We start from the raw sequence: 25515 nt of genomic DNA on the forward strand, positions 1-25515 counted from the left end.
TGGTCATTCTGATACGTACTGCTGTGCATAACATTCACGCATAATAAGACCAAAAGGCGCCCGTTTAGGCCAGACAATATTCACTTTTCAAGAACAATTATAATCATAATGGTAATAATGCTTATTGATTATAAAATTTCGACAAAGCCTGTTTTTGCCAAATTTTTTTGGTAGTATATTGCAAGACTTTGTCACAAACGCCCGTCACCCTGGCCTTTATCTTCGGAATTGATTCCCCGCCGGGACGTCTATAGATTTCTATTTTCTCAATAATCGACGTTGATTTTTATCATTTTCGCAAAGCGAGTGATAAACAACGACATAACCCAACGCTGTACGACCATGTCTGACCAGGTTGACCAACAAAGACAATCCAGCCCGGGCCTTTACCGCCCCGAATTTGAACACGACAACTGTGGCATCGGCTTTATCGCCCATATAAAAGGGCGGAAATCCCACCAGATTGTTTCGGATGCCCTTCAGATGCTTCGGCGTATGGAACACCGGGGTGCAGTGGGTGCCGAAGCAAATTCAGGAGACGGCGCTGGTCTGCTGATTCAGATTCCCCACGAGTTTTTTCTGGACGAAACCCGCAAGCTGGGCGTCCACCTCCCCCCGCGCTCGAATATGGCGTAGGTATGGTGTATTTTCCGAAGGACGTATGGCTGCGCGAAGAATGCCGGGCCATCCTGAACCGGAACATGAAAAAGCTGGGCCTGGAACTGCTCTGTTACCGGGTTGTGCCGGTAAACAACACGGACCTGGGTCATGGCTCCCGTTCGGCCGAACCGCAGATGGAGCAGGTGTTCATCAAACGCCCGTCTGACATTACCAACCCCGACGACTTTGAGCGTAAACTTTACATTCTTCGCAATTACAGCACCCGTATTATTAACGAGACGGTAGCGGGCGTTGACACGTTTTATTTCTCGTCGCTTTCCTGCCGGACCATTACCTATAAAGGGCAGCTGACAACGCTGCAACTGGAGCCTTACTTCCCCGATCTTCAGCAGGAAGAAGTCGTTTCGGCCCTTGGCGTAGTGCATTCGCGGTTTTCGACGAACACATTCCCCTCGTGGAAGCTGGCGCAACCGTTCCGGTATATCGCTCACAATGGCGAAATCAATACTGTGCGGGGTAACGTCAACTGGATGAAGGCCGCCGAAGGTCTGCTCAAATCCAGCAAGTTTACCCAGGATGAGATGGATATGCTCTTGCCCATCTGCGATCCCAAACAATCGGACTCCGCCAACCTGGACAATGCCATTGAGCTGCTGGTGATGAGCGGGCGGTCGCTGCCACACGTTATGATGATGCTCATTCCCGAAGCCTGGGATGGTAACGAGCACATGGACCCCGTCCGGAAAGCATTCTATGAATATCATGCAGCCCTGATCGAGCCCTGGGATGGTCCGGCTTCGATTTCGTTTACTGACGGTCGCATCGTCGGCGCAACACTCGACCGGAATGGTCTGCGCCCCTCGCGTTTCTGGGTCACCAACGAAGACATCGTCATCATGGCTTCGGAAGTGGGCGTACTGGACATCAATCCGGCCAAGGTAGTGTCGAAAGGTCGTTTGCAGCCCGGTAAGATGTTCCTGGTCGATATGGAGCAGGGACGGATTGTTTCCGACGAGGAGATCAAAGCGTCCATCAGTTCCCGCAAGCCGTATCAGGAGTGGCTGGACCAGAATAAAATCCGCATCTCAGACCTTGAAGCGCCTATCCGGTCGTACAACCACTACGATCCGGCCAAGCTCCTTCGGATGCAGCAGGCCTTCGGCTTTACGTCCGAAGACTTACGGATGATCCTGGCGCCGATGGTGGAGACGGGTAAGGAAGCCCTTGGTTCCATGGGCACCGACGTACCCCTGGCGGTGCTGTCGGAGCAGAGCCAACACCTGAGCCACTACTTCAAGCAACTCTTCGCGCAGGTTACCAACCCGCCCATTGACTCCATCCGGGAGCGGGCGATCATGTCGCTTATCTCGTTTGTGGGCGCGACCTATAACCTGCTAAGCGAATCGCCCGAGCATTGCCGCCAGGTAGAACTTGATCAGCCCGTGCTTACCACCCAGGAATTCGACAAACTGCGGTTCATTGACAAGCCGAAGTTCCAGGCCAAAACGATCAACTGTCTGTTTACGGCCGATGGAAACGGTAAATCGCTCGAACGGGCGCTGGAACGGATCTGCCGTTACGCCGAAGATGCCATTCAGGATGGCTACTCGATCCTGGTACTGTCCGACCGGGCGATTGATTCCAGCCACGCTCCGATTCCGTCGCTACTGTCTACGTCGGCGATTCACCATTACCTCATCCACAAAGGACTGCGGGGTAAGGTTGGGCTGGTTGTTGAAGCCGGTGACGTCTGGGAAACCCACCACGTAGCGACGCTGATCGGCTACGGTGCTTCGGGCGTAAACCCCTATATGGCTTTCGAGACCATTGCCAACATGCAAGAAAAGGGGCTGCTGCAGGTAGATTACGACCTCGACAAGCTCTACAGAAATTACATTAAAGCGGTCAATGGCGAATTGCTCAAAATCTTCTCGAAGATGGGCATCTCGACGCTTCAGTCGTACCAGGGCGCGATGATTTTCGAATGTCTGGGCCTGAACAAGGACGTGGTAGACCGTTACTTCACGGGGACAGTCTCGCGCATTGGTGGTATGGGACTGGACGAGATTGCCCGCGAGATTCTGGTTCGGCACTGCATCGCCTTTCCATCGGCTCCGGTGGCGAATCCACGGCTAGAAGTAGGTGGTGTTTACCAGTGGAAACAGCGGGGTGAACGACACATCTTCAATCCCGACACGATCCACCTGCTGCAGCAGTCCACGCAGCGGAACGACTACTCGATTTTCAAAAAGTACTCGAAGCTCATTAACGACCAGACGCAGAAAGCCATTACGTTACGCGGTCTGCTGAAGTTCAAGAAAGCAACACCCGTGCCACTCGACGAGGTTGAGCCAATCGAGAACATCTTCAAGCGGTTCGCAACGGGTGCCATGTCGTTCGGATCAATTTCGTGGGAAGCCCATACAACGCTGGCCATTGCCATGAACCGCATCGGCGGCAAGAGCAATTCCGGCGAAGGTGGTGAAGACGAGCTGCGGTATAAGCCGCTCGAAAACGGCGACAGTCTGAACTCAGCCATCAAACAGGTCGCTTCGGGCCGGTTCGGCGTAACGAGCTATTACCTGACTAACGCCCGCGAGCTGCAGATTAAAATGGCGCAGGGTGCGAAACCCGGCGAAGGTGGTCAGCTGCCCGGCTTTAAAGTCGACGACTGGATTGGCCGGACCCGCCATTCAACGCCCGGCGTGGGTCTGATTTCGCCCCCGCCCCACCACGACATTTATTCGATTGAAGACTTAGCCCAGCTCATCTCCGACCTGAAAAATGCGAACCGCGATGCCCGCATCAGCGTAAAACTGGTATCGGAGGCCGGCGTAGGCACGATTGCGGCCGGGGTAGCCAAGGCCCACGCCGACCACATCCTGATTTCAGGTCACGATGGCGGTACGGGAGCCTCTCCCCTGTCGAGCATTCGCCATGCTGGTCTGCCCTGGGAGTTAGGTCTGGCCGAAGCCCATCAGACGCTGGTTCGCAACAAGCTCCGCGGACGGGTAACCGTACAAACCGACGGACAGATGCGGACGGGCCGCGACCTGGCCGTGGCGGCCCTGCTGGGTGCCGAAGAGTTCGGTGTAGCCACGGCGGCTCTGGTCGCTACTGGCTGTATCATGATGCGGAAGTGTCACCTGAACACCTGCCCGGTGGGCGTGGCAACGCAGAATAAGGAGCTACGTGCGTTGTTTACGGGTAAGCCTGAGCACGTCGTGAATATGTTTACGTTCCTGGCGATGGAACTGCGCGAAATCATGGCGGAACTCGGTTTCCGGACAGTGAATGAGATGATTGGTCAGGCACAGATGCTTGAACTCCGCTCCGATCTTCCACACTGGAAATACAAGAACATTAACCTCGACGCTCTGCTGTATAAAGAGCCAACCAACCTGGATGTAGCGCTCTACAAGCAGGAAGAGCAACACCATTACCTGGACGACGTCCTGGATCGTAAACTGATCGAAGTTGCCAAACCGGCTCTGGAATCAGCCGAGTCAGTCTATGCTGAGTTCCCGGTGCAGAACATCGACCGGAGTATCGGGACGATGCTCTCCAATGAGATTTCCAAAGTATATGGTGGTCCGGGACTGCCCGACAGTACTATCCATATTAAACTGCGTGGTACGGCGGGCCAGAGCTTTGGCGCGTTCGGCACGAGCGGGATAAAACTGGAGCTTGAGGGTGACGCCAACGACTACTTCGGCAAAGGTCTCTGCGGAGCCCAGCTGATTGTCTATCCGGACCGGACGGCTACGTTCAAGCCCGAAGAAAACAGCATCGTCGGTAACGTATCGTTCTATGGTGCGACGTCGGGCGAAGCCTTTATCCGGGGTATGGCGGGCGAGCGGTTCTGCGTTCGTAACTCAGGGGGGAAGGTCGTAGTCGAGGGCGTGGGTGATCACGGTCTTGAATACATGACCGGCGGTCTGGCCATCATCCTGGGACAGACAGGCCGCAACTTCGCAGCTGGCATGTCGGGCGGTGTGGCTTACGTCTGGGATCAGGATGGTACGTTTGCCTCGAAGGTTAATCCCGAAATGGTAACGCTGGAGGCTCTTACGGAAGAAGATCAGGCGATCGTTCGCGAATACGTTGACAAGCATTTCCAGTACACCACCAGCAACGTAGCGCTGGCGTTGATGCAGGACTGGGCAAACCTGATTGGTCAGTTCGTGAAGGTGATGCCGGAAGATTTCCGCAAGGCGCTGGCTCAACGGGGTATTTCGCTGGCCGAACAGATTCGCGATAAAAACGTCGTTTATCAGGATATTGTCGTGGATGTGACCCACGGGTGAGCCTGATTCTGCCACCTCCGTATCATATCGCAGAAACCAAGTTAACGAAGTACCTGCTTGTTTCGCTGCCAAAGAATGATAAGTCGAACTACTTAACCGGGGCCGGTTATTCTCTAGCAAACTTGTCCAAGTTAAGTCAAGACCTAATAGCACTTGTTCAGCATACGGAAGCTGTTTTGGAGCGAACCAGTCGTTATGGTATGTCTTACAGCGTAACGGGTCAGCTGATCAGTCCAAGTAGACGGCCCATCTGGGTGAAAACGATCTGGATGAGAGATGCAGATGAGGAAATAACTAAATTTATAACGTTATATCCTCCAAACTGACTTATCATGAAATGGCCGCTGTATAAACAAGTTGCTCTCCTGAAAGACTTTCCTGGAGAAGGGCTGAAAAAGGGCGACGTTGTTACTACTGTTGAATTTTTAGAAGGGCGTCGGGACCTGCCAAACGCTTATTTCGTAGAAGCGTTCAATGCAGTCGGCAAGACCATTGCAGTATTTATTGTCGAGGAGGACGCGCTGGAAGCGCTTACTGAACACGATATACTGTCGAAGCGAAGTTTAGAGATTGTTTAGACCTCATGGGAAAACCAACCGGATTTTTAGAATTCACGCGCGAACTGCCCAAGAAGCGCGACCCGCAGCAGCGGATTCATGATTACAAGGAAATTGAAATGCCGTTTTCCGAGCAGGATTCGCAGCGGCAGGCAGCCCGTTGTATGGACTGCGGCACGCCGTTCTGTCACAGTGGCTGCCCACTCGGAAACATCATTCCGGAGTTTAACGACGCGGTTTATGAGCAGAACTGGGGCTATGCCTACGAGATTCTGAGCACGACCAATAATTTCCCGGAGTTTACGGGCCGTATCTGCCCCGCCCCCTGCGAAGCTTCCTGCGTACTGGGCATCAACAAGCCGCCCGTAGCGATTGAATTTATTGAGAAATCGATTGCTGAGGTTGCCTTCGAGAAGGGTTATGTTACGCCAAAACCACCCAAGGTTCGGACTGGCAAGCGCGTAGCCGTCGTAGGTTCAGGGCCGGCAGGTCTGGCGGCAGCGGCTCAACTTAATAAAGCGGGCCATACCGTAACGGTGTTCGAGCGGGCCGATCAGATTGGCGGCTTGCTGCGGTACGGTATCCCTGATTTTAAACTGGAAAAGTGGACGATTGATCGTCGGCTGGCCGTCATGGAAGCGGAGGGCATTACATTCAAAACCGGCGTAAACGTTGGCGTCGATCTGACGGCTAAAGATTTGCTGGATCAGTTTGACCTGGTTATGCTCACGGGTGGTTCGACCGTTCCGCGCGACCTGCCTATTCCGGGACGAAACCTGAAAGGCGTTTACCCCGCCATGGAATTCCTTAGCCAGCAGAATAAGCGGGTGGCTGAGCGTCCGGTACAGGTCAATCACCGGGGTGTTCCCTACAGTGACGGTGAACTGTGGGCGACCGGTAAAAATGTCGTTGTGATTGGTGGGGGTGATACCGGCTCCGATTGCGTAGGTACGTCGAACCGCCACGGAGCTACGAGCGTAACGCAGATTGAACTGATGCCCATGCCGCCGAAAGATCGCGCAACCAATACGCCCTGGCCAAACTGGCCCATGATGCTGCGCACCAGCACCTCCCACGAGGAAGGTTGCGAGCGGCACTGGTCTATCAATACCAAAGAGTTTATCGGCGACGAGAACGGTAACCTGAAAGCCCTGCGAATCGTAGACCTGACTTGGGAAAACCGCGACGGTCGGATGCAGATGGTTGAACTGCCCGGCTCGGAGCGCGAAATTCCGTGTGAGCTGGCTCTGCTGGCCGCTGGTTTTCTGCACCCTGAACACAATGGGCTGCTGGACGACCTCGGACTGGAGTATGACGAGCGCGGTAACGTAAAGGCGACGAACTACCAGACAACCACTAACCCGAACGTCTTTACGGCCGGTGATATGCGCCGGGGACAATCGCTGGTGGTGTGGGCTATTTCGGAAGGTCGCGAAGCCGCCCGGGCCGCCGACTGTTACCTCATGGGTGAGACGATGCTCGAAGCCAAAGCCGTTTCATTGCTGGAAACCGCTTAACGCCCGAATAATCAAGGATGATAGAGCCGCCTTGAAAATCAGGGCGGCTTTATCATTTATGTGCCTATAGCTATTCTTTTACGGCTACAACTTCGACCTCGATAAGAACATCGTCGCGAACAATTTTCGGGATGCTTTTGATGTCTGCAATCTTGGGAGCGCCCTGCGTAAAGTAAGCAGTTCCAACATTGTTTACCTGCTGGGAGGCCTGAGCGTCAACCTGTCCTTCTATGCCTTTGATGTGGTAGGTGACCTGCCTGACATCCCGGAGCGACATGCCGACTTTACCCAAAGCAGTTTTTAAATTCTCAAACACCTGCCGGGCCTGCGCCGACAAGTCCCCCGCACCGACTAATTCACCTTTTGCGTTGAACGGCCGCTGACCGCTGATATAAACCTGCTTTCCTGCGACGCCCGCATCAACTTTATACGTATAGCCTGGCTGCGGAACCAGAGTTGTCTGTGCCTGAGCAAACGACAGCAGCAGGACATTGATCAGGACAAGGAAACTACATTTTACCATTAATCCGGCGGTTGGTTTATAAGGTGATGGATTCTTCTTTTTCGTCGAAAAACAGATAGTTCAGAAAGTCGCAGTACGGCTTCAGGAGTTGACAGCCACGTACAATCTCATCAGCAAAATTTGGTTTCAGGACTTCTTTGTCGGTATAACGGTGCATGAAAAACAATTCCTTCCGACGTAACAGGTCAATGTTCGGGTGATCGGCCGAGTAGCCTTTGGGCGTTGTTTTCATCACCTCGCCCGCAGCTTCGGGAAAGTAGGCTTTAAACGCATCGGCTTCGATGATATTTTTCAGTTCATCTACGTTGTAGTCCACCTCCTGCCGGAACTTGGTCAGATTGGCGGGCGTTGGCTGCCACATGCCCCCGCCCAGAAACGACTGGTTGCCGGGCTGAATCTGAATAAAGTAATCAATACGACCGGAATGCCGCCCACCGGGTCCAATTGCAAAAGCCAGGTTTGATTTATAGGGCGCTTTGTCTTTCGAAAACCGAATGTCGCGGTTGATACGAAAAATACAGTCTTTAACAGACGTATTGGACAGTGGCTCAAACGCGCTCATGTTCGTCAGAACGCGTTCGACAACCCCACACAGTTCGGTTTTGGCGGCATCGTAGCGGCTGCGGTTAGCCTGAAACCACTCACGGTTATTGTTCTGGACGAGATCGCGGAGAAAATCAAGAGTTGGGGCTGTAAAGGCAGCCTTTGCTATATTCTGTTTTGCCATAACAACCAAAGATAGGTAATCGCTGTCAACGTTACCCAATCCGGCAATCAGTTCACACCAAAAAGTTGCCGTTTAAACTGACGGGGGCACATGCGTTCGATGGAGCGGAATGCATTGCTGAAATGTGTCAGGCTGTTGAACCCCGATTCGTAGCACGCATCGGTAATGCTTTTGCGGGGATTACTTAAAATAGCCTTGGCCCGGCGGATACGCTCGGTCAGGATAAATTGAGCGGGCGATATGCCAGTCTCGTTTTTAAACTGCCGGAAGAAGTGGGACTTCGACAGACAGGCTTTCTCCGACAATTCTTCAATCGTCAGATTCCGGGTCAGGTTCTCGCGAATGTAAGCGACAACGTAAGCCAGCCGGTGAGTTGTCAGGCTCTGACGGGTTTGAGCGAGCAGTCCCGTCCGGACCTGCTTCTGGGACAGCCGCACGATGAGTTCCTTCAGTGTATTCTGGATGAAAAACAGCCGGAAGGGGGTATTCTCCCGGAACAACCGCATGAGTTTATCAACCAGCGAACTGACTTCCGGATCATTCTGCAGTAAATAATCGTCTGTACCCAGCTGCCATTGATCGGTGGCTTCCGTACGGGGAAACTGCTCGTTCAGCTCATCAACGGTCTGCTGAATGAATTCATCAGCAATGGTCAGAGCGAGACAGCGTGTTGGGTCGTCCAGTGTCGCATCCGGAAAATCGATAGACATCAACCGACCGGCAGGCATTAGCAGCGACTCGCCAGGCCGATAGTCGAACGGAGTAGTCTGGCCGAGGTGCATCACCTTACGTCCGCTCAGCATACTCGTTAGCACTGGCGCATCAAAGCGCAGTTCAATTCGCTGAGCCTGTTGCAGCGTTTCAAAGAAATGCAGTTCCGCCGAATCATGGCTTAACGTCAGCTTATTCTCAACGAGCGTATCCAGCCGGGATCCCCACGAGCCAACGGCTTTTTCTTCAGACACTCCCCTTACTTTTTTCATAGGTATAGAATGGGACGATTCTGCAAGTTTTCGAGACTATGGCGCAATTAAGCTTGTACAATTACGCCAAAATTTGTGAAGAAATTAATCAACTAACCCAAAAATCCTTCACAGATGCAAACTGTAGAATCGCCGAGCAAGGTTTTACCCCGGCCGATGTTCAAAACGCAGTATGAGAACTATATCGGCGGAAAATGGGTCGCGCCGGTGGATGGCGAGTACTTTGCCAACCACTCACCTATGGACGATAGTCTGATTGCACGGGTGCCCCGCTCCAAAGCCGCCGACATTGACCTGGCGCTGGATGCTGCCCACAAGGCGTTTCCAGCCTGGTCACGCACGTCGGCCACCGAGCGCAGCAATATGCTCCTGAAAATTGCCGATGTCATTGAGCAGAATCTGGAGTTCCTGGCCCGCGTCGAAACGGTTGAAAACGGGAAAGCGGTACGCGAAACCATGGCCGCCGACCTGCCGCTGGTCGTTGATCATTTCCGCTACTTTGCGGGCGTAATACGGGCCGAAGAAGGCAGCATGACGGAGCTGGACAAGGACACCGTTTCGCTGATTGTGAAAGAACCCATTGGCGTTGTCGGACAAATCATTCCCTGGAACTTCCCCCTGCTGATGGCAACCTGGAAGCTGGCTCCGGCGCTGGCGGCTGGCTGCTGCGTGGTCATGAAACCCGCCGAACAAACGCCTACGTCTATTCTGGTCCTGATGGAACTGCTGGAAGGTCTGATTCCGCCGGGGGTTGTCAACATTGTGAACGGCTTCGGGCCGGAAGCGGGCAAGCCCCTGGCGCAGAGTAAACGGGTCGCGAAAGTGGCCTTTACGGGCGAGACCACAACGGGTCGCCTGATTATGCAGTATGCCTCCGAAAACCTGATTCCGGTTACCATGGAACTCGGGGGTAAATCGCCGAACGTCTTTATGGAATCCATCGCTGATGCCGACGATGAGTTCTTCGATAAATGCGTGGAAGGTGCGGTGATGTTTGCCTTGAACCAGGGCGAAATCTGTACCTGTCCTTCGCGGCTGCTGATTCATGAGCGGGCTTACGACCGGTTTATTGAGCGCGTGATTGAACGCACGAAAGCCATCAAAATGGGCCACCCGCTCGATCCCGACACGATGATGGGCGCACAGGCTTCCAACGATCAGTTCGAAAAAATCCTGTCGTATATCGACATTGGCCGCAAAGAAGGCGCTGAAGTGCTGACGGGCGGCAACAAAGCTAAAGTTGATGGACTGGAAAGCGGCTACTACATCGAGCCGACCATCTTCAAAGGCAACAACAGGATGCGGGTATTCCAGGAAGAAATCTTCGGGCCGGTGGTATCGGTCGCTACGTTCTCGGATGCCGACGAAGCGGTGGCGATGGCTAATGATACGCTCTACGGTTTGGGGGCGGGCGTCTGGACCCGCGACGCCCATGAACTGTACCAGATTCCGCGTCAGATTCAGGCGGGACGCGTGTGGGTCAACTGCTATCACAATTATCCGGCGCACGCCCCGTTCGGCGGTTATAAAAAGTCGGGTTTCGGGCGGGAAAACCACCATATGATGCTGAACCACTATCGCCAGAGCAAGAACCTGCTGATCTCCTACAGCAAAAGCAAGCTGGGCTTCTTTTAAAGAGTGAACGAGTTAATGAGTGAAAGAGCGACTGTTAACCGGAAACGCTCTTTCACTTCGGTTCATTCTTTCGCTCTTTCACTCATTCGCTTTTTCGCTCATTGATTCCTTTCTCCTATGAATCGTGTTGATCTAACGCCGGCGGCTGCCGAGGTAATTGAAAAGCTCCGGACGCAGCACGGACCGCTGATGTTCCACCAGAGCGGAGGCTGCTGCGATGGCTCTTCGCCCATGTGCTACGCGCAGGGTGAGTTTATTATCGGCGCATCGGACGTTCGGCTGGGGCAGATCGTCGGTTGCGACTTCTGGATGTCGGAAGACCAGTTTGAGTACTGGAAACATACGCATCTGACTATCGACGTCACGCCGGGACGGGGCGCATCGTTCTCGCTCGAAATTCCGTTGGGCGTACGGTTCCTGATCCGGTCGAGGTTACTGGAGCCGGAGGAACTGGCAAACCTACCACCGGTACATACGGGACCGCTGGAAACGGTGTAGGCAGACGTCTGCCTTCCGGGTACAGCAAACAATAAACGGCACGGTCTCAGGGCCGTGCCGTTTATTGTTTGCTAGTAATCAACTACTTACCGTTCACTCAAAAACCTGTTCTGTCCATAAGCCAACCCGATAAATTTACTGTAGAGCCTGCATAAAACACGCAGTGGTTCATGGAAAATCTGATAAAGTCCTTGGTCGACTGGGTCAAATCAATTCTGCGCGTCAATGAAACGACAGCCAGGGCTATTGTTATGCTGTTCGTTTTAGTACTGACCACCTTGTTTATTATGGAGTATATCCGGCGCGTCTGGAAAGACGATTTTGTTATCAGGGCTGCCGGAAAGGGAATTATCTTCCATTCATCGGACAACAACAATTTTCAGCAGTTGATCTTTCTGGTGCCCGCTTCCCAGTGCTGGATCAATACGGGACTTGCCTTTGATCCGGGCGACGAAATTCATTTCAGGACCTCGGGCCAGGTACATCTTGCCCAAAACCAGATCCGGCAGGAAGAATTATCCACTGTGCAATGGTCAAACCCATCGGGATCAGCCTTCGTAGAACCGCCCAGAGGAGGAGGGCGCAGCAAATTTTTAATCTGTACGTTTCACGATCAGGACGATTATCGGCCTCTGGTTGGCAACCTCGTGGGCTACTTTCAGGTAGTAGGTATTGATGAACCGCCTGGCCTCGAAAACCCCAGTCCTTCCGGTAGGGGCAGAAGCCTCGTTTTCCATATTGGCAGTGAACTGACAACTACCAATGAAACCGGTCGGAGAGCGTATTTATGGCTCTCTGTCAACGACATCGTCTTAAATGCCAGTCAGGCAGCCCGAGAAGCCTACATTGGCGACAGCACCGAGTTTCAACGAGATGAGTTACGATATCCACCACTCGGCGGACTGGACAGTGCGGTACGTAAAGCCTCTGCCATTGCTAAGTGGAATGCGCATAAGCGCTACTGGGATACAATTACTAAATACCATAAGTGGGACCTATTTTTCGCTGATAACATCGGCACTTATATGGTTTTCATTGAGCGCCAGAAAAAAACCGAGTTCTGATGACTGCAGGCTGAATGAGCTGAGTCTTTCATAGAATAACTAACTGGGAACCAGTTTGCTTTCTTTGGATCGGCTCTGTATATTAGGTTAGTTTTCACTAAACCGCATACGGGTATGAATATGTTGCATCGAATTGAACACTGGGGGGATACGCATCACCCCAACTGGACCGATGCCCTACGCATTATGCTGGGCATTATTCTGGTTCTGAAAGGTATCAGCTTCATCAGCGACACCCGGTATCTCTCCCAACTGGTGGGAGGGCTGCATTTTGATTTGCTGCCGGTTGTTCTGGTGCATTACGTGGCCTTTGCACACCTGATGGGGGGCTTTTTGATTGCAGTCGGCTGTCTGACCCGTTTGATGGTATTACTGCAACTGCCTATCTTGATTGGTGCCGTTTTCTTCGTGAACATTTCGCGGGGCTTCTCTCCGCTCAACTCTGAACTTTGGCTGTCCATCATCGTCCTGTTCCTGCTGCTGGTTTTTCTGGTAATTGGCTCCGGGCGGTTCTCAATGGATGAATACGTCAAACAGCATAATCACTGAGCGATCTGCTCCTAAGTACTATAACTTTATTTGCCTGAACAGCTGCTTTAGTGAGCCACCTGCTCCTGAAGCAGCTGTTCATGTTTAGGGAGCAGGCGGCTCCTTTTCTCTGCATAGATGAGCCGCTGATGGCCCGTCAAAAATTAGCTATTCTTTAAAACACCAGCCCTATAAACAAGGTTAATCTACCAGCTAAATTGACTAATAACCTTTTATACACGCAACGTCATGGCTGATAAAACCTTGGAAAAAGTCGAGAAGGAATACGAAGATCAGCGTATTACGGGTAATCAGGACAACGGTACGCAACATGGCCAGAAAGGCAATGGCCGTAGTTCGACATCGCACAAGAGCGCAAAACACTCAAAGGGCAATAGTAGCGCCGGACATGCAACTGGTGGCAACAAAGGTGGCCACAGCAATTAATTGATTCTTTAGGGTTCTCTGGCAGGCAATAGCGAATCGCTATTGCCTGTTTTTTTTTACCGCTGCCTCATTCCTGTGAATCAATATGGCAGTTTACGAGTTTATTGGAGGTACTTGTTAATTATAATTTATCCACATCAAAATCCTATCATGCAATGACCAGGCAAGTAAGAATGCAGGGAAGTAATGAAGCGAACAAATCGGTGCAGGGGGGCACACATGAGCAGCACGTAGCCGCTGGGCGGAAAGGAGGCTTAAACAGTCGGGGCGAAAAAAAGAAAGCAGGCCCCAACGATGGCCGTCACCGTAATCCGGGGCGACCCAAAGGTTCTAAGACCAGTAAGCATTACGTAACTGGTCCTAATGACTAAATTTCAACTCTAACATCTCAGCCTTATGAATCAGTTCGTGAAGTATTACTCTCCGCAGACAGGCGGAGGCAACAGTCACAAAAATCAGAAGGAAGAAGGCAAAGCCGGAAAAGACGGCAGCAACCAGCGTTCGACAAAGAAGGTAACCGAGAAGAACGACCCCGACAAAGTCGAACAAACGAAACGTAACGCAAATAGCGTCGATTGATTCCTTACATCAACATAGCGGGTAGTTAGTCATCTAAAGCAAAGACTAACCTCCCGCTATGTTCGTGTATCAGAAACTATAGCGGATTTCGCACCAGGGAATTTCCTCGGTTATCAAGCGCCCAAAAACCTCGACCATCTTGCTCTTAAGCTGGTGGTCGTAACGAATATTCCAGCCGCCGTACTGGCTCCGCTTGTTTTCCTGCAGTTCCGGCACCCACAGCAACTCCTCTGCCTTCGGGTTAATGGCCAGATTGGCCTGGTGCTGCCACTGGTTATGGGTTAGAAAAATAACCTCGCACTTCAACTGCGCCTTAACTTCAGGGCGTAACTGCGCATCCACCTGCCGGAACAACTCCCGGTAGTCGTCGCGCCACTGCTTGCCGCCGTACACAATAACGGGCGAGAAGTTGACGTGCACTTCGTAGCCTGCATCATAAAAGTCGTTGATGGCGGCAATCCGTTTTTCAATTGAATCGGTTCGGACATCGACTAGTTTGCTGACGTGCGAGGGCATCAGGCTAAACCGCAAACGAACCTTACGGTGTGGATCAAACGCCAGCATGTCGCGGTTTACGAACTTGGTAGCAAACGTAGCCTTGGCGCGGGGATGGTCGCGGTAGAACTCGAACGCCTGCCGGATGCCGTCCGACAGGCTATAATCGACTGCAATGTCGGAATTGCAGCCAATGTCATAGGTCCAGTAGACCGGATCAGTCTGGTTGGCGGGTTTTGGCCACGGCAACGTATGTACGTGCTTGTCGACCGACGCCAGAATTTCTTCAACGTTGGTGAATAACGTAATAGGATTCACTTTTTTGTGCCGGTCAACATAGCAATAGGCGCAGCCGCCAAAGCAGCCATTCGCCAGACTCGGCGCGATGTAATCGGAACTCCGACCGCTCCACTTGATGTCCTGCGTCTTGAGCTTACCCAGCACCAGCACGTCGGACTTCACCTTGAAGTGATTCATGCCCAGCTCTGGCAGCCGGTTGTGCTGCTTTACTTCGAGCGTTTCGGCATCGGGATACTGAGCAACAACGGCTTCGCCCCGCTCATTAAGAGCATCGGCCGTGTATAGGATCAGATTAGGATTGAAATCAGGCATGAAAAGCGTTGAGTGTGACTCTATTATAACACCTGCCAGACCGATTACGTTCACCCGACCACCTCAATAACCCGTTGACAAACAAGTAGTTATACACCTAAAGCGACCTAATTAGACAGGTTTATCTAACGCGGGTCCAGCTTTGGGTTTTACCCAGAAAGGGGATACCGAGCACATAGCCACGAACATCGAGCGTGTTCGGATCTTTCAGCGTTACTTCGCAACCGTAGGTCTTTCCATCTTCAGGATTATAAATCTGCCCGTCATTCCAGACATTCCCGCCTTTAAAATCCAGATTACTCATAATCATCAGATTAAGCAGCGGCCGGGTCCGCAGTTTCTCGTCGGGGTTATTATCGTCCATCCTGGGCTTGTTCGAAGCTGCGTAAGTCGGCTCTTTCATCCAGACCAGTTTCCCGAAGTAGCGATTACCGTGTTTGTAGATCTGCACCTGATTTCGTTTCCGCGCGCTCAGCCAGCGGCCAACGATAGCATCGGGGTCATTGGGCTCAGTAGCCGAACTTAGCGTAATCGAAAACAGAAGGAGTATAGCAACCAGACGAAACTTATTCATAACCAAGTTATAGTGCGGTTAATCAACGATCACATGAGTCAAATATGATGAAATCTTCCGGTTAAATTTAATTCTGGCTACCAATGGCGTTTTCCGCGAAGCGGTACAGGTACGGCGCTTTATGCGCGCCACCACTGTATTTCTTATCGAGCCGCTCCAGAATTCCCAGACTAAGCATCTTCCGCTGGAAACTGGTCCGCCTAAGTTTTTGTCCAAGAATAGTCTCGTACAGGTTTTGCAATTCGCCCATCGTGAAGGTTTCCGGCAGCAATGGCGTAGCCAGGTGCCTCAACCCCATCTGGCGCTGATCAAGATTAACCCGTAGGGTCTCCAACGCCTTCTGCACGATGGTTTTATGGTCTAACATCAAAACCGGCAAATGAGTTAGATCGTACCAGTCACAACTGTCCGCCAGCGCATCGGCCTTTGGAACCGCCTTCGTGAAATCGACCAGGGCGTAATAGCCTACCGTCACAAACCGGCGCAGCAGCCAGTGTGAATCCGCAGGTTCAATTCCTTTTGCGGTCATGATTGCCCGGAGCGGAGCCGGGTTATGCCGGGACTGATCGCCGAAAAGATAAAACTGCTCCAGATAAATATCCTGCAAACCAGTCCGTTCGACCAGCGCCCGCCGGGCGGCATCATTGACGTCCTCGTCCTCGCGGACAAAGCCTCCCGGCAGGGCAAACAGGCCTGTGTTCCGGTATTCAAGCAGCAGAATTTTCAACTGATTCTGATGAAACCCAAAAATGACGCAGTCGATCGCCAGCCCCGGCAAAAAGCCCTGCCCATTCGCGCGGATTTCTTCAGCAATAAACGGGTGATTCATTCCATTCTATTTTTCCAACAAGTAACAATAAAATTTGGAGAGAAAAAGACCAGATGTTATTATTGTAACAAATTGAGACAATAATAGTCTATCCGATTCTCTATTGACCCCAAAGTAATTCATCTATCACGCTTTTCCAGTTTTCCTAACCACATACGATGAAAACAAGCCTGATTCTTTTAGCGATGGTTCTTCAGCTTAGCCCGGCGGCTTTTGCGCAGGAGGGCAAATCGCCCCAAGCCAAAACAGCCAATGGTGTGCTTGAAGGCACCCTTGAGCCGAGTGGCATCCGTTCTTTCAAAGGCATTCCCTTTGCTCAGCCGCCCGTTGGCGACCTGCGCTGGCGGGAGCCGCAGCCAACCAAAAACTGGACGGGTGTTCGTCAGGCCAACAAGTTTGGTCCCCGCGCCATGCAGCGCGCCATCTTCGGCGATATGGGGTTCCGTTCGGATGGTATGAGTGAAGACTGTCTCTATCTGAACGTCTGGACACCCGCCAAATCGGAAAAAGAGCGGCTGCCGGTGCTGGTTTATTTCTACGGGGGCGGCTTTGTGGCCGGTGATGGCTCGGAGGCCCGCTACGACGGCGAAAACATGGCCAGCAAAGGCATCGTAACGCTTACGGTGAACTACCGTCTGGGCGCCTTCGGCTTTATGGCCCACCCGGAGCTAACCAAAGAGTCTCCGCACCATGCGTCGGGTAATTATGGCTACCTGGATCAGAGCGCGGCTTTGCGCTGGGTTCAGCAGAACATTGCCGCCTTTGGGGGCGACCCGAAGCGGGTGACCATCGCTGGTGAGTCGGCGGGATCGATTTCGGTGAGTGCCCAGATGGCCTCTCCCCTGTCGAAAAACCTGATTGCGGGCGCCATTGGCGAAAGCGGTTCCCTGCTGGGTACGCTGCCGCCGACCTCCCTGTCGGAGGCCGAGCAGAGCGGTGTGAAATTCGCCGAGCAGGTAGGTGCCAAATCGCTGGCTGAACTGCGGGCGATGCCCGCCGAGAAACTCCTCGAAGCGACGGCTAACCCCAACACGCCCCGTTTTTCATCGAACGTAGATGGCTACTTCTTCCCAAAATCGCCATTCGCCATTTTTGCGGCTGGCGAACAGGCTAAAGTCCCGCTGCTGGTTGGCTGGAACTCCGAAGAAATGAACTACCGCATGGTTCTGGGTAAAGAAGCGCCGACAACGGAGAATTATACAAAAGCCGTTCAGAAACTCTATGGCGAGCGGTCCGCTGAGGCTTTGAAAGCCTATGCCAGTGCCGCCGACACAGACGTTGAGCAGGTAGCTACTGACCTCGCCGGCGACCGGTTTATTGGCTACAGCACCTGGAAATGGGCCGATCTGCAAAGCAAAACCGGGGGGGGCCAACCTGTTTATCGGTATTTCTATACGCGCCCTCGTCCAGCCATGACGCCGGAAATGGGTGATGCCGCACCCGGTCTGGCGGGTGGTGTTGTCAAAGGCAACAACACGGCCGCCATGAAGGTGCCACCCGCCCGTGGGGCCGTACACTCAGCCGAGATTGAGTACGCGATGGGTAACCTGGCCACGAACAAAGTCTATGCCTGGACACCGGAAGACTACAAGGTTTCGGAAACTATGCAGAATTATTTCGCCAACTTCATTAAGACCGGCAACCCCAACGGTTCGGGCCTGCCTAACTGGCCCAAAGCCAATAGCGGTAACACCGTTCAGTATATGCGCCTTGACGTTGATTCCCGTGCCGAAACAGAGAAGAACCGGGATCGGTACCTCTTCCTGGATCAGTTTTCGACCAAATAGACCGGACTGCTTTACTCAGTTCTATATAAGCAAAAGAGTATCCAAAGTTGGGTACTCTTTTTGCTTATACAGGCTGTAGCGCCAATAATGGGGGCCGCATTGGTCCGTAAGGCGTTTGTGCTGTATGTTTACGGTACTACGGCGTTACGGGGTGTTCATTCGCTTGATTATGCAGAAACTTGGACTGATTGCGGGTGTCTTAGGGGTGTTGATGGGCGGTTGCCAGCAGCCGCAAACCGAGCGCCCCCTGCTGTTCTGGTGTTCAAACAACGCGGCCGAAATCACCTTTGCCCGCGAGTTTACCAACCGCTGGCAACGCGAGCATCCCGACCAGCCCCTGCGCTACCAGCCCATCCCCGAAGGCCAGTCGAGCGAGGAGATCATCCTGGCGTCGGTCGTAGGCAAAACCACCCCCGACATCTACGCCAATATGTGGCAGGGCAGCGTCGAAATGTATGCCCGGGCCGGAGTGCTGGTGCCGCTCGACACCATCAGCGGGTTCCTGCCCTTCCTGCGCGACCGTTGCGACAGCAGTACCATCCGGGAGATTACGTCGTCGGACGGTCATATTTATCAGGTCCCCTGGAAGGTGAACCCGATCATGACGCTCTGCAACACCCGACTGGTCAACGGGCCGGGTCTGACCGGGCCACCTTATACGTATTCCAGCTATCTGAACGCCGGTAAACACCTAACCAAAGATCTAAACCATGACGGCTACACTGATCAGTGGCTGGGCTATACGGAGGTGAAGGCGATCTGGTACCAGCGGTTCTTCAACTTTTACCCCCTGTATCTGGCTGCATCCAATGGCGGTTCTTTGGTAAGCCGAGAACCCGGACAACCCGCCCGGGCCGCGTTCAACAACCGTCATGCCGTAGACGTTTTTCGGTTCCTGCAGCAGTTGTACCGTAACGGCTATTACTCCAAAGAGCGGCAGTCGGCCACACGTGACCCGTTCCTGGATCAGCGCATTGCAACGTCGTTTACGGGGCCGTGGCAGGTTGGCTTTCTGGAACGTTACAAAGACCCCAGGCTGCAATACGACGCCTGGCCAATGCCCGTCCCCGATACGCATACCGGCCCGGTTTACACCTACGGCGACCCGAAGAACATTGTCATTTTCAACACCTGTCCCGACCCACGAGCGGCCTGGGCATTCGTGAAAACGCTGATCGATGAACCCGGCGACCTGCGGCTCATGGAACTGACGGGGCAGTTTCCGCACCGACGTAACGTCGACACCGACCCGTACTTCAGCGACTTTCTCAGAAAAAACCCGAAACTTCTTCCCTTCGCTAAACAGACGCAGTACATCAGGGGTGTGGACAACAGCGAGGTGATCGTGGAGGTATTCGACATTATTTCGCAGGAGTACGAAGCCTGCGTGGTGTATGACCGAAAAAGCCCCGAAGATGCCATCCGCGATGCGGCAAAAGCCGTTGACGTACTATTAATGAACGACCGCGGGAAAGATCAGGCAAGCGTATTTTAACGCCGGTTATTTGCTGAGCTGCACCCGTTGCGCATGTATGAAATGAAAAAGCTTCTTCCCTACTGGCTGGTTTCGCCCTACATTCTGTATTTCTGCGTGTTCATCGCGTTTCCGGTGGTGTTCTCTGTGGTGCTCACCTTCCATAGCTGGAATATTATCTCGCCTATGGAGTTTATTGGGCTGGATAACTATATCCAGCTCGTCAACGACCGCTTGTTCTGGCAGGCGCTGTATAATACGCTGCGCTTTCTGGTTGTGCACATTCCTTTACAGATTGTCGTGGCGCTGGCCCTGGCCGAGTTTCTGAACCAGAAAATCCGGGGACAGGCGTTTTTCCGGGGGGCATTTTTCCTGCCGGTCATTGTGTCGGGGGTGGTCGTTACGATCCTCTGGCAGCAGTTACTGGGGTTCAACGCGGGTATCCTGAACCGGGGACTGACGGCCCTCTCTCTGCCGAAAATACCCTGGCTGGAAGACCCCGACATCGCCATGTATGCCATCGCGTTGATGGCTACCTGGAAGAACGTCGGTCTTTACGTCATTCTGTTTCTGGTGGGTCTGCAGACCGTGCCAGTGCAGTATTACGAAGCCGCCGATATGGAAGGCGCTACGCACTGGCAGAAGTTTCGGTACATAACCTTGCCGATGATCAACCCAACGATTTTTATGGTTGTCGTGCTGTCGACTATCGGTGGCTTTTCGCTGTTCATCGAGCCGTATATCATGACCGAAGGCGGCCCGCTGAACAGCACGCTTTCGGCCGTCATGTATATCTATAAACAGGCTTTTCAGTATTATCACATGGGGTACTCGGCCACGCTGGGGTTCTTTTTTGCTTTATTGATTCTGGGCGTCGTGGCCATTCAGAAACGCTACGTCGAACAGGAGGTATAGTTAAAGAGCGAACGAGTGAATGAGTGAATGGAACAGGCGGTTCAGTTTCTAGATTTGGATTTTTAACGCATGAAAATAGTCCGTTACGTATTGCTTCTTCTGGCGGCTCTGTCGTTTGTTTATCCGTTTATCTGGATGATCAGCGCATCGCTGTCGTCGGAGCATGGCATTGGTTCGCTGACACTACTGCCGGTTGACCTGACTCTCCGCAACTACACGACCGTCTTTGAGCGGATACCGCTTGGGCGGGCCTTCGTTAATAGTTTGCTGGTAGCGCTTGTCACCACCAGCCTGGTCGTCGTGCTGGGCGCAATGGTTGGCTACGCCCTGGCGCGGCTACGGTTTCGGGGACGTAACGCGATATTCTACCTGATCATCTTCACGATGACCCTTCCCTTCCAGATTACGCTGATCCCCAATTACATTACAATGGTGAAGCTGGGCTGGGTCGATACCTATTTCGCCCTGATTGTGCCGTTCGTGATGAACTCACTGGCGGTGCTGCTGTTCCGACAGGCGTTTGCGGGTCTGCCCCAGGCCCTGATCGATGCCGCCCGCATCGACGGCTGTAGTGAACTGCGGATTATTTTTCAGATTCTGCTGCCCAACATTCTCCCGACCGTACTGACCGTAACGATCCTGACTTTTATGGGTTTATGGAACGAAGCCCTCTGGCCGCTGATCGTTATCCGCGACGAATCGACAATGACCATGCCCCAGATGGTAACCCTGTTTTCGGTGGGTGGCCGGGCTGATGCCCAACTGGGGGTAAAATTGGCCGCAGCCGTCATGCTGGCCCTGCCCATTCTGATTGTGTACCTGTTTTTTCAGAAGCATTTTATCCGCAGCATGGCCTCGTCCGGCCTGAAGGACTGAATTTTTGTTTACGTCAACGCATGATCAACGTTAACCGCACTGCCATTCGTTTTTCCGCTAATCCCGAACGGCTCATTGCCCGCTATCTGTTTCTTCATGGTCCACACCGCGTCCTGCACATCAGCGAGCGAATCGCTAAATTTTCGGAGGATGAGGTAGATGCTATCCTGGCCGAAACCCGGCAGCGATTCGGCGAACGGCATCGCAACCTCGAAGCCGCCTTCGAGCGAAATTATACGAAAGCCGTTGAACAGATGGAGCGTGAACCCGCCGGGTTTTCGCCCAATCGTCGGCTGCTGCTGGGGGCCTGCCTCACCATGGAATACTCAACCCAGGCAGCTGCGCTCTTTAACCCTTCGATTGTGCCTCACCCCGATCATTCGGGTCTGGAAGAAGGCACCATTCGGTTTGTCATGAGTTTACGGGCAACGGGCGAAGGTCATATTTCGTCCATTGAATTCCGGACCGGCACCGTTTCGCAGCAAGGATTTATCCATCTGGACGAAGCCGACCGCTTTGCGACCAGTTCCGAGAAAGATCTGCGCAAAACCTATACCCGCGAATTCGTCAAACGTCGGCTTTCCTACTTTCCGCATACCGACGACGGCCTGCTTGACGCGCTTCCGGCTGAGTTCGATCTGGCTCAGGCGACAAAACGGCTGAATGAGCTGGCAACGCAAACCAGCAGCCCGACGTTTCAGCCAACGCGCCGGGCCATCCTGACCATTCTAGATACGAATTATGACGTAACCACGGATGCAGAAGCCCCCTTGCACGAACGGGTCATTTTCCCAAACGCCAAGGGCGAGAGCAAAGGGATGGAGGACGTTCGGTTCGTTAAATTTCGCGATGACGACGGCTCCGAACGCTATTACAGCTCCTACACGGCTTATGACGGTAAGACCATCAAAACCCAGCTGATGGAAACCACGGACTTTATCCGCTTCAGCGTCCGCACCATGTATGGCGACGCGATTCAGGATAAGGGCATGGCGTTGCTCCCCGAAAAAATAAACGGGCAGTACGTCATGATCAGCCGACAGGGTGGCGAATATATCAACATCATGTTTTCCCGCGATCTGTATTTCTGGGATACGTACGAAACATTGCTGACGCCCAGGTTCCCCTGGGAGGTGATTCAGCTAGGCAACTGCGGCTCACCCATCAAAACCGATCAGGGCTGGTTACTGCTTACGCACGGCGTGGGTCCGGTCCGGCGTTACGTCCTGGGCGTAGCTCTACTGGACCTCAACGACCCAAAGAAGGTGCTGGCCCGAACGCCGGAGCCGCTGATTTACCCACTCGAATCCGAGCGGGAAGGCTACGTTCCGAACGTAGTGTACACCTGCGGCTGGCTGGACCACGGCGATCTGATCGTTGTTCCCTACGCCATGTCCGACTCAGCCTGTGGTATGATTACTCTATCCAAACAGGAACTGCTGGATGAACTGCTAGCCAACCCGTCGGTATGACCAATTGCTACCGTTTGCATTGGCTTTGCCTGGTTCAGCTTTCCCTGCTGCTGATTTCCTGCCATAAGCCCCGGCCGACTCAGTCGGCGCAAGATCGGACCCGGCTGGTCAACACGGCTCACCTCGATCATCTGTATCAGGTCGTTCAACTGAATGGCGTGGCGGTTGGCCTGATCAATATTTATAGCGAGTACCCGGACTATACATGGGTCGCGGACGACGACGAAGGAGCCGCCTGCGTGGACGACGTAGCCCGGGCGGTTCTCTTTCTGCTGCATGAGCCCGATCTGAAAGTCAACGCTGGCAAGCAGGATAAACTCCATAAGCTGACGGAGTTCGTGCTCCAGATGCAGGCCAACACGCCCGACGCCGGGGGAGGTTATTTCTATAATTTCATCTTCGGCAACCGCGTCATCAACAAAACGGGCAGCACCAGCATCAACCAGCCTAACTGGTGGTCGTGGCGGGCGCTGTGGTGCCTGACCGAAGTGTATCCCTATTATAAAACTGTCGACCCGGCTTTTGCGCTACGTTTGCAAACGGCCAGTCAGCGGCTCGTGGCCAATATCATCCGTGATTTCGGCAGCAAACCCCAGGCGTACAATCAGGTTGCGGGGCTGAACATACCGACCTGGCTGCCCTACGGTTCCGGCTCGGATCAGGCGGCTATCATGATTCTGGGTTTGCTGAATTATTATCAGCAAACCCCCGACCCGCAGGTACTGAACGTAATGACAAAGTTAGGCGATGGCATTGTTCAGATGCAGCAGGGCGGAACCCGGCAGGTACCGTACGGCGCGATTCTGAGTTTCGAAAACAACTGGCACGCGTATGGAAGTGATCAGGCCTATGCCCTGCTGCGGGCGGGCAAAGCGTTGAACCGCCCCAACTGGCTGGCCGTTGCCAGACGGGAGGTTGACCAGTTCTACCCGTATCTGCTGAAGGAAGGGTTTCTGGAGTCATTTACAATCGACAAAAAAGGCCAGGATTTGTCATTCATCAAAAAATCGCGTTTTTCGCAGATTGCTTACGGTGTCCGGCCGATGGTCTGGGCCGCGCTCGAATTATACGACCAGACCCAGAACGCCCGGTACCTGAAACTGGCCGGTCAACTGGCCAGCTGGTTTCTGGGCAGTAATCCTGCAAAAGCGCTCATGTACGACAAAACGACGGGTATGGCCTTCGACGGAATTAGGTCGGATTCGACCATCAATAAAAACTCGGGGGCCGAATCCACCATTGAATCGCTGCTGGCCTTTCAGCGGCTGGAGCAGTATCCGGCTGCCGTAACGCAGGCAACTAACTCCCGTTCCTTATGGCCGAAGTAAAACTGGTCCATGTTGCCAAAGCGTACGAGACGGGCCCCCGCGTGATTCGGGACGTCAGCATCGAGGTCAAAGACCACGAATTTCTGGTGCTGGTCGGGCCGTCGGGCTGCGGCAAATCGACAATATTGCGCATGATTGCCGGCCTGGAAGAAATCACCGAAGGCGATTTGCTGATCGACGGCCAGCGCGTTAACGACGTACCGCCCAAAGACCGCAACATTGCCATGGTCTTTCAGAATTACGCGCTCTACCCCCACATGACCGTATTCGACAATATGGCCTTTGGATTAAAGCTCGCGGGTTTACCCAAAGACGCGATCAGGCAGCGCGTCGGCCGGGCCGCCAAACTGCTCGAAATCGAAACCCTGCTCGACCGCAAGCCCAAAGACATGTCGGGTGGGCAGCGGCAGCGGGTGGCGATTGGCCGGGCCATCGTCCGTAATCCCAAGGTGTTTCTGTTCGACGAACCCCTGAGTAATCTGGATGCTAAACTGCGGGTGCAGACGCGTATTGAGCTGCAAAAACTCCACCGCGAGCTGAACGCAACGATTATTTACGTCACCCACGATCAGGTGGAGGCCATGACGCTCGGCGACCGGATTGTGGTTCTGCGCGATGGCGACGTAGTGCAGCAGGATACACCCATCAACCTGTATAATCACCCCGCAACGCAGTTTGTGGCCGGGTTCATCGGCACGCCACCCATGAACTTCGTATCGGGTTATATTGCCGAAGACGCGCCTATTCGCTTTATCAGCACGGGCGGGCAGATACAGATCAGCCTTGAAAACGCTCCGCAGGCCGATCGACTACGGCTGTACATGGGGCAATCCATTACGCTCGGTATCCGCCCCGAACACCTGTGTAATCAGCCGCCCCAGGCGCAGGCGGTTCATGAGCAGCGCGTGGTGCTTGAGGCCATTGAAAACATGGGCAACGAAACACTGGCGTACTGTACCGTCGAGGGTACTCAACTGATTGCCCGTCTGGCGCCCAACTTCAGCGCGCCCTTCGGCGAGTCGATCGAGTTGCACTGGAATCTCGACAAATGCCATTTCTTCGATCTCCAGAGCGGTATAGCTCTGTAGCGCTTCGGTTCACAAACCTTTTCCAAAACGCCATTAATGAAGGCGTTTTTTTATTTCCTACCACCCAGATATCTTATTG

General features: G+C 53.3%; 23 protein-coding genes and 1 pseudogene. 18 read left to right on the forward strand and 6 right to left on the reverse strand.

Annotated features, from left to right (window positions below):
• Window positions 1-342 precede the first annotated feature (342 nt).
• The 4 genes and pseudogenes from gltB to HNV11_RS14550 all read left to right on the forward strand — a co-directional run bounded on the left by gltB (window position 343) and on the right by HNV11_RS14550 (window position 7002).
• Window positions 343-4928 (forward strand): annotated as a pseudogene (gltB, locus tag HNV11_RS14540) (glutamate synthase large subunit).
• A complete protein-coding gene (locus tag HNV11_RS24220) occupies window positions 4925-5254 on the forward strand; it encodes a DUF6883 domain-containing protein (protein WP_394353866.1) in 330 nt (109 codons plus the stop codon). The pseudogene gltB and the gene HNV11_RS24220 overlap by 4 nt, the downstream one beginning before the upstream one ends.
• Window positions 5255-5260: 6 nt before the next feature.
• Window positions 5261-5506: a DUF4926 domain-containing protein gene (locus HNV11_RS14545; RefSeq protein ID WP_171740353.1), complete on the forward strand. Its 246-nt coding sequence runs from the start codon at window positions 5261-5263 to the stop codon at window positions 5504-5506.
• Window positions 5507-5511: 5 nt separating this feature from the next.
• The gene (locus HNV11_RS14550) at window positions 5512-7002 is read left to right on the forward strand and encodes a glutamate synthase subunit beta (RefSeq protein ID WP_171740354.1); all 1491 of its coding nucleotides are present in this window, start codon (window positions 5512-5514) and stop codon (window positions 7000-7002) included.
• A gap of 70 nt (window positions 7003-7072) precedes the next feature.
• Here HNV11_RS14550 and HNV11_RS14555 read toward each other — a convergent pair whose 3' ends face one another.
• Genes HNV11_RS14555 through HNV11_RS14565 form a run of 3 tightly spaced genes read right to left on the reverse strand, consistent with a single transcriptional unit; the run spans window position 7073 to window position 9235 of the window.
• On the reverse strand, window positions 7073-7525 hold the full coding sequence (locus HNV11_RS14555; protein WP_171740355.1) for a RidA family protein: 453 nt from the start codon (window positions 7523-7525) through the stop codon (window positions 7073-7075).
• A 16-nt stretch (window positions 7526-7541) separates the two neighbouring features.
• Window positions 7542-8252 carry a DUF2461 domain-containing protein gene (locus HNV11_RS14560; protein ID WP_171740356.1) on the reverse strand — a complete coding sequence of 237 codons (711 nt, stop codon included), beginning with the start codon at window positions 8250-8252 and terminating at the stop codon, window positions 7542-7544.
• A gap of 47 nt (window positions 8253-8299) precedes the next feature.
• On the reverse strand, window positions 8300-9235 hold the full coding sequence (locus tag HNV11_RS14565; protein WP_171740357.1) for an AraC family transcriptional regulator: 936 nt from the start codon (window positions 9233-9235) through the stop codon (window positions 8300-8302).
• A gap of 114 nt (window positions 9236-9349) precedes the next feature.
• On the opposite strand from HNV11_RS14565, the gene HNV11_RS14570 reads away from it, so the two are divergent.
• From HNV11_RS14570 to HNV11_RS14600, 7 genes are all read left to right on the forward strand, one after another.
• Complete coding sequence (locus HNV11_RS14570; RefSeq protein WP_171740358.1) at window positions 9350-10870, forward strand: aldehyde dehydrogenase family protein; 1521 nt, start codon at window positions 9350-9352, stop codon at window positions 10868-10870.
• A gap of 117 nt (window positions 10871-10987) precedes the next feature.
• Window positions 10988-11368 (forward strand): DUF779 domain-containing protein, encoded by a 381-nt coding sequence (locus HNV11_RS14575; RefSeq protein ID WP_171740359.1) that lies wholly within the window; start codon window positions 10988-10990, stop codon window positions 11366-11368.
• Between the two features lie 170 nt (window positions 11369-11538).
• Complete coding sequence (locus HNV11_RS14580) at window positions 11539-12432, forward strand: hypothetical protein (RefSeq protein ID WP_171740360.1); 894 nt, start codon at window positions 11539-11541, stop codon at window positions 12430-12432.
• Between the two features lie 114 nt (window positions 12433-12546).
• The gene (locus HNV11_RS14585) at window positions 12547-12981 is read left to right on the forward strand and encodes a DoxX family protein (RefSeq protein ID WP_171740361.1); all 435 of its coding nucleotides are present in this window, start codon (window positions 12547-12549) and stop codon (window positions 12979-12981) included.
• A gap of 228 nt (window positions 12982-13209) precedes the next feature.
• Window positions 13210-13407, forward strand: a complete 198-nt coding sequence (locus HNV11_RS14590; RefSeq protein ID WP_171740362.1) for a hypothetical protein — start codon at window positions 13210-13212, stop codon at window positions 13405-13407.
• A gap of 155 nt (window positions 13408-13562) precedes the next feature.
• Window positions 13563-13778, forward strand: a complete 216-nt coding sequence (locus HNV11_RS14595) for a hypothetical protein (RefSeq protein WP_171740363.1) — start codon at window positions 13563-13565, stop codon at window positions 13776-13778.
• Between the two features lie 25 nt (window positions 13779-13803).
• Window positions 13804-13986, forward strand: coding sequence for a hypothetical protein (locus tag HNV11_RS14600; protein WP_171740364.1), 183 nt, complete (start codon window positions 13804-13806; stop codon window positions 13984-13986).
• A 69-nt stretch (window positions 13987-14055) separates the two neighbouring features.
• Here HNV11_RS14600 and HNV11_RS14605 read toward each other — a convergent pair whose 3' ends face one another.
• The 3 genes from HNV11_RS14605 to HNV11_RS14615 form a co-directional block, all read right to left on the reverse strand.
• Entirely contained in the window at window positions 14056-15093 is a 1038-nt protein-coding gene (locus HNV11_RS14605; protein ID WP_171740365.1) for a spore photoproduct lyase family protein, read from the reverse strand.
• Between the two features lie 121 nt (window positions 15094-15214).
• On the reverse strand, window positions 15215-15667 hold the full coding sequence (locus tag HNV11_RS14610; RefSeq protein WP_171740366.1) for a DUF2147 domain-containing protein: 453 nt from the start codon (window positions 15665-15667) through the stop codon (window positions 15215-15217).
• Window positions 15668-15734: 67 nt separating this feature from the next.
• The gene (locus HNV11_RS14615) at window positions 15735-16496 is read right to left on the reverse strand and encodes an NUDIX hydrolase (protein WP_171740367.1); all 762 of its coding nucleotides are present in this window, start codon (window positions 16494-16496) and stop codon (window positions 15735-15737) included.
• Window positions 16497-16654: 158 nt separating this feature from the next.
• Here HNV11_RS14615 and HNV11_RS14620 point away from each other — a divergent pair, with 158 nt between their 5' ends.
• From HNV11_RS14620 to HNV11_RS14650, 7 genes are all read left to right on the forward strand, one after another.
• Window positions 16655-18283 carry a carboxylesterase/lipase family protein gene (locus HNV11_RS14620; protein WP_171740368.1) on the forward strand — a complete coding sequence of 543 codons (1629 nt, stop codon included), beginning with the start codon at window positions 16655-16657 and terminating at the stop codon, window positions 18281-18283.
• A gap of 169 nt (window positions 18284-18452) precedes the next feature.
• A complete protein-coding gene (locus tag HNV11_RS14625) occupies window positions 18453-19778 on the forward strand; it encodes an extracellular solute-binding protein (protein WP_240163448.1) in 1326 nt (441 codons plus the stop codon).
• 42 nt (window positions 19779-19820) lie between these two features.
• Complete coding sequence (locus HNV11_RS14630) at window positions 19821-20672, forward strand: carbohydrate ABC transporter permease (protein ID WP_240163450.1); 852 nt, start codon at window positions 19821-19823, stop codon at window positions 20670-20672.
• 69 nt (window positions 20673-20741) lie between these two features.
• The gene (locus HNV11_RS14635; protein ID WP_171740371.1) at window positions 20742-21548 is read left to right on the forward strand and encodes a carbohydrate ABC transporter permease; all 807 of its coding nucleotides are present in this window, start codon (window positions 20742-20744) and stop codon (window positions 21546-21548) included.
• A gap of 20 nt (window positions 21549-21568) precedes the next feature.
• Complete coding sequence (locus HNV11_RS14640; protein ID WP_171740372.1) at window positions 21569-23020, forward strand: glycoside hydrolase family 130 protein; 1452 nt, start codon at window positions 21569-21571, stop codon at window positions 23018-23020.
• Window positions 23017-24348, forward strand: a complete 1332-nt coding sequence (locus HNV11_RS14645; RefSeq protein WP_171740373.1) for a hypothetical protein — start codon at window positions 23017-23019, stop codon at window positions 24346-24348. Before HNV11_RS14640 ends, HNV11_RS14645 begins: the two co-directional genes overlap by 4 nt.
• Entirely contained in the window at window positions 24336-25436 is a 1101-nt protein-coding gene (locus HNV11_RS14650) for an ABC transporter ATP-binding protein (RefSeq protein WP_171740374.1), read from the forward strand. Before HNV11_RS14645 ends, HNV11_RS14650 begins: the two co-directional genes overlap by 13 nt.
• Window positions 25437-25515: the final 79 nt, after the last annotated feature.

The organism is Spirosoma taeanense, from assembly GCF_013127955.1.
In the GTDB taxonomy this organism is placed as follows: domain Bacteria; phylum Bacteroidota; class Bacteroidia; order Cytophagales; family Spirosomataceae; genus Spirosoma; species Spirosoma taeanense.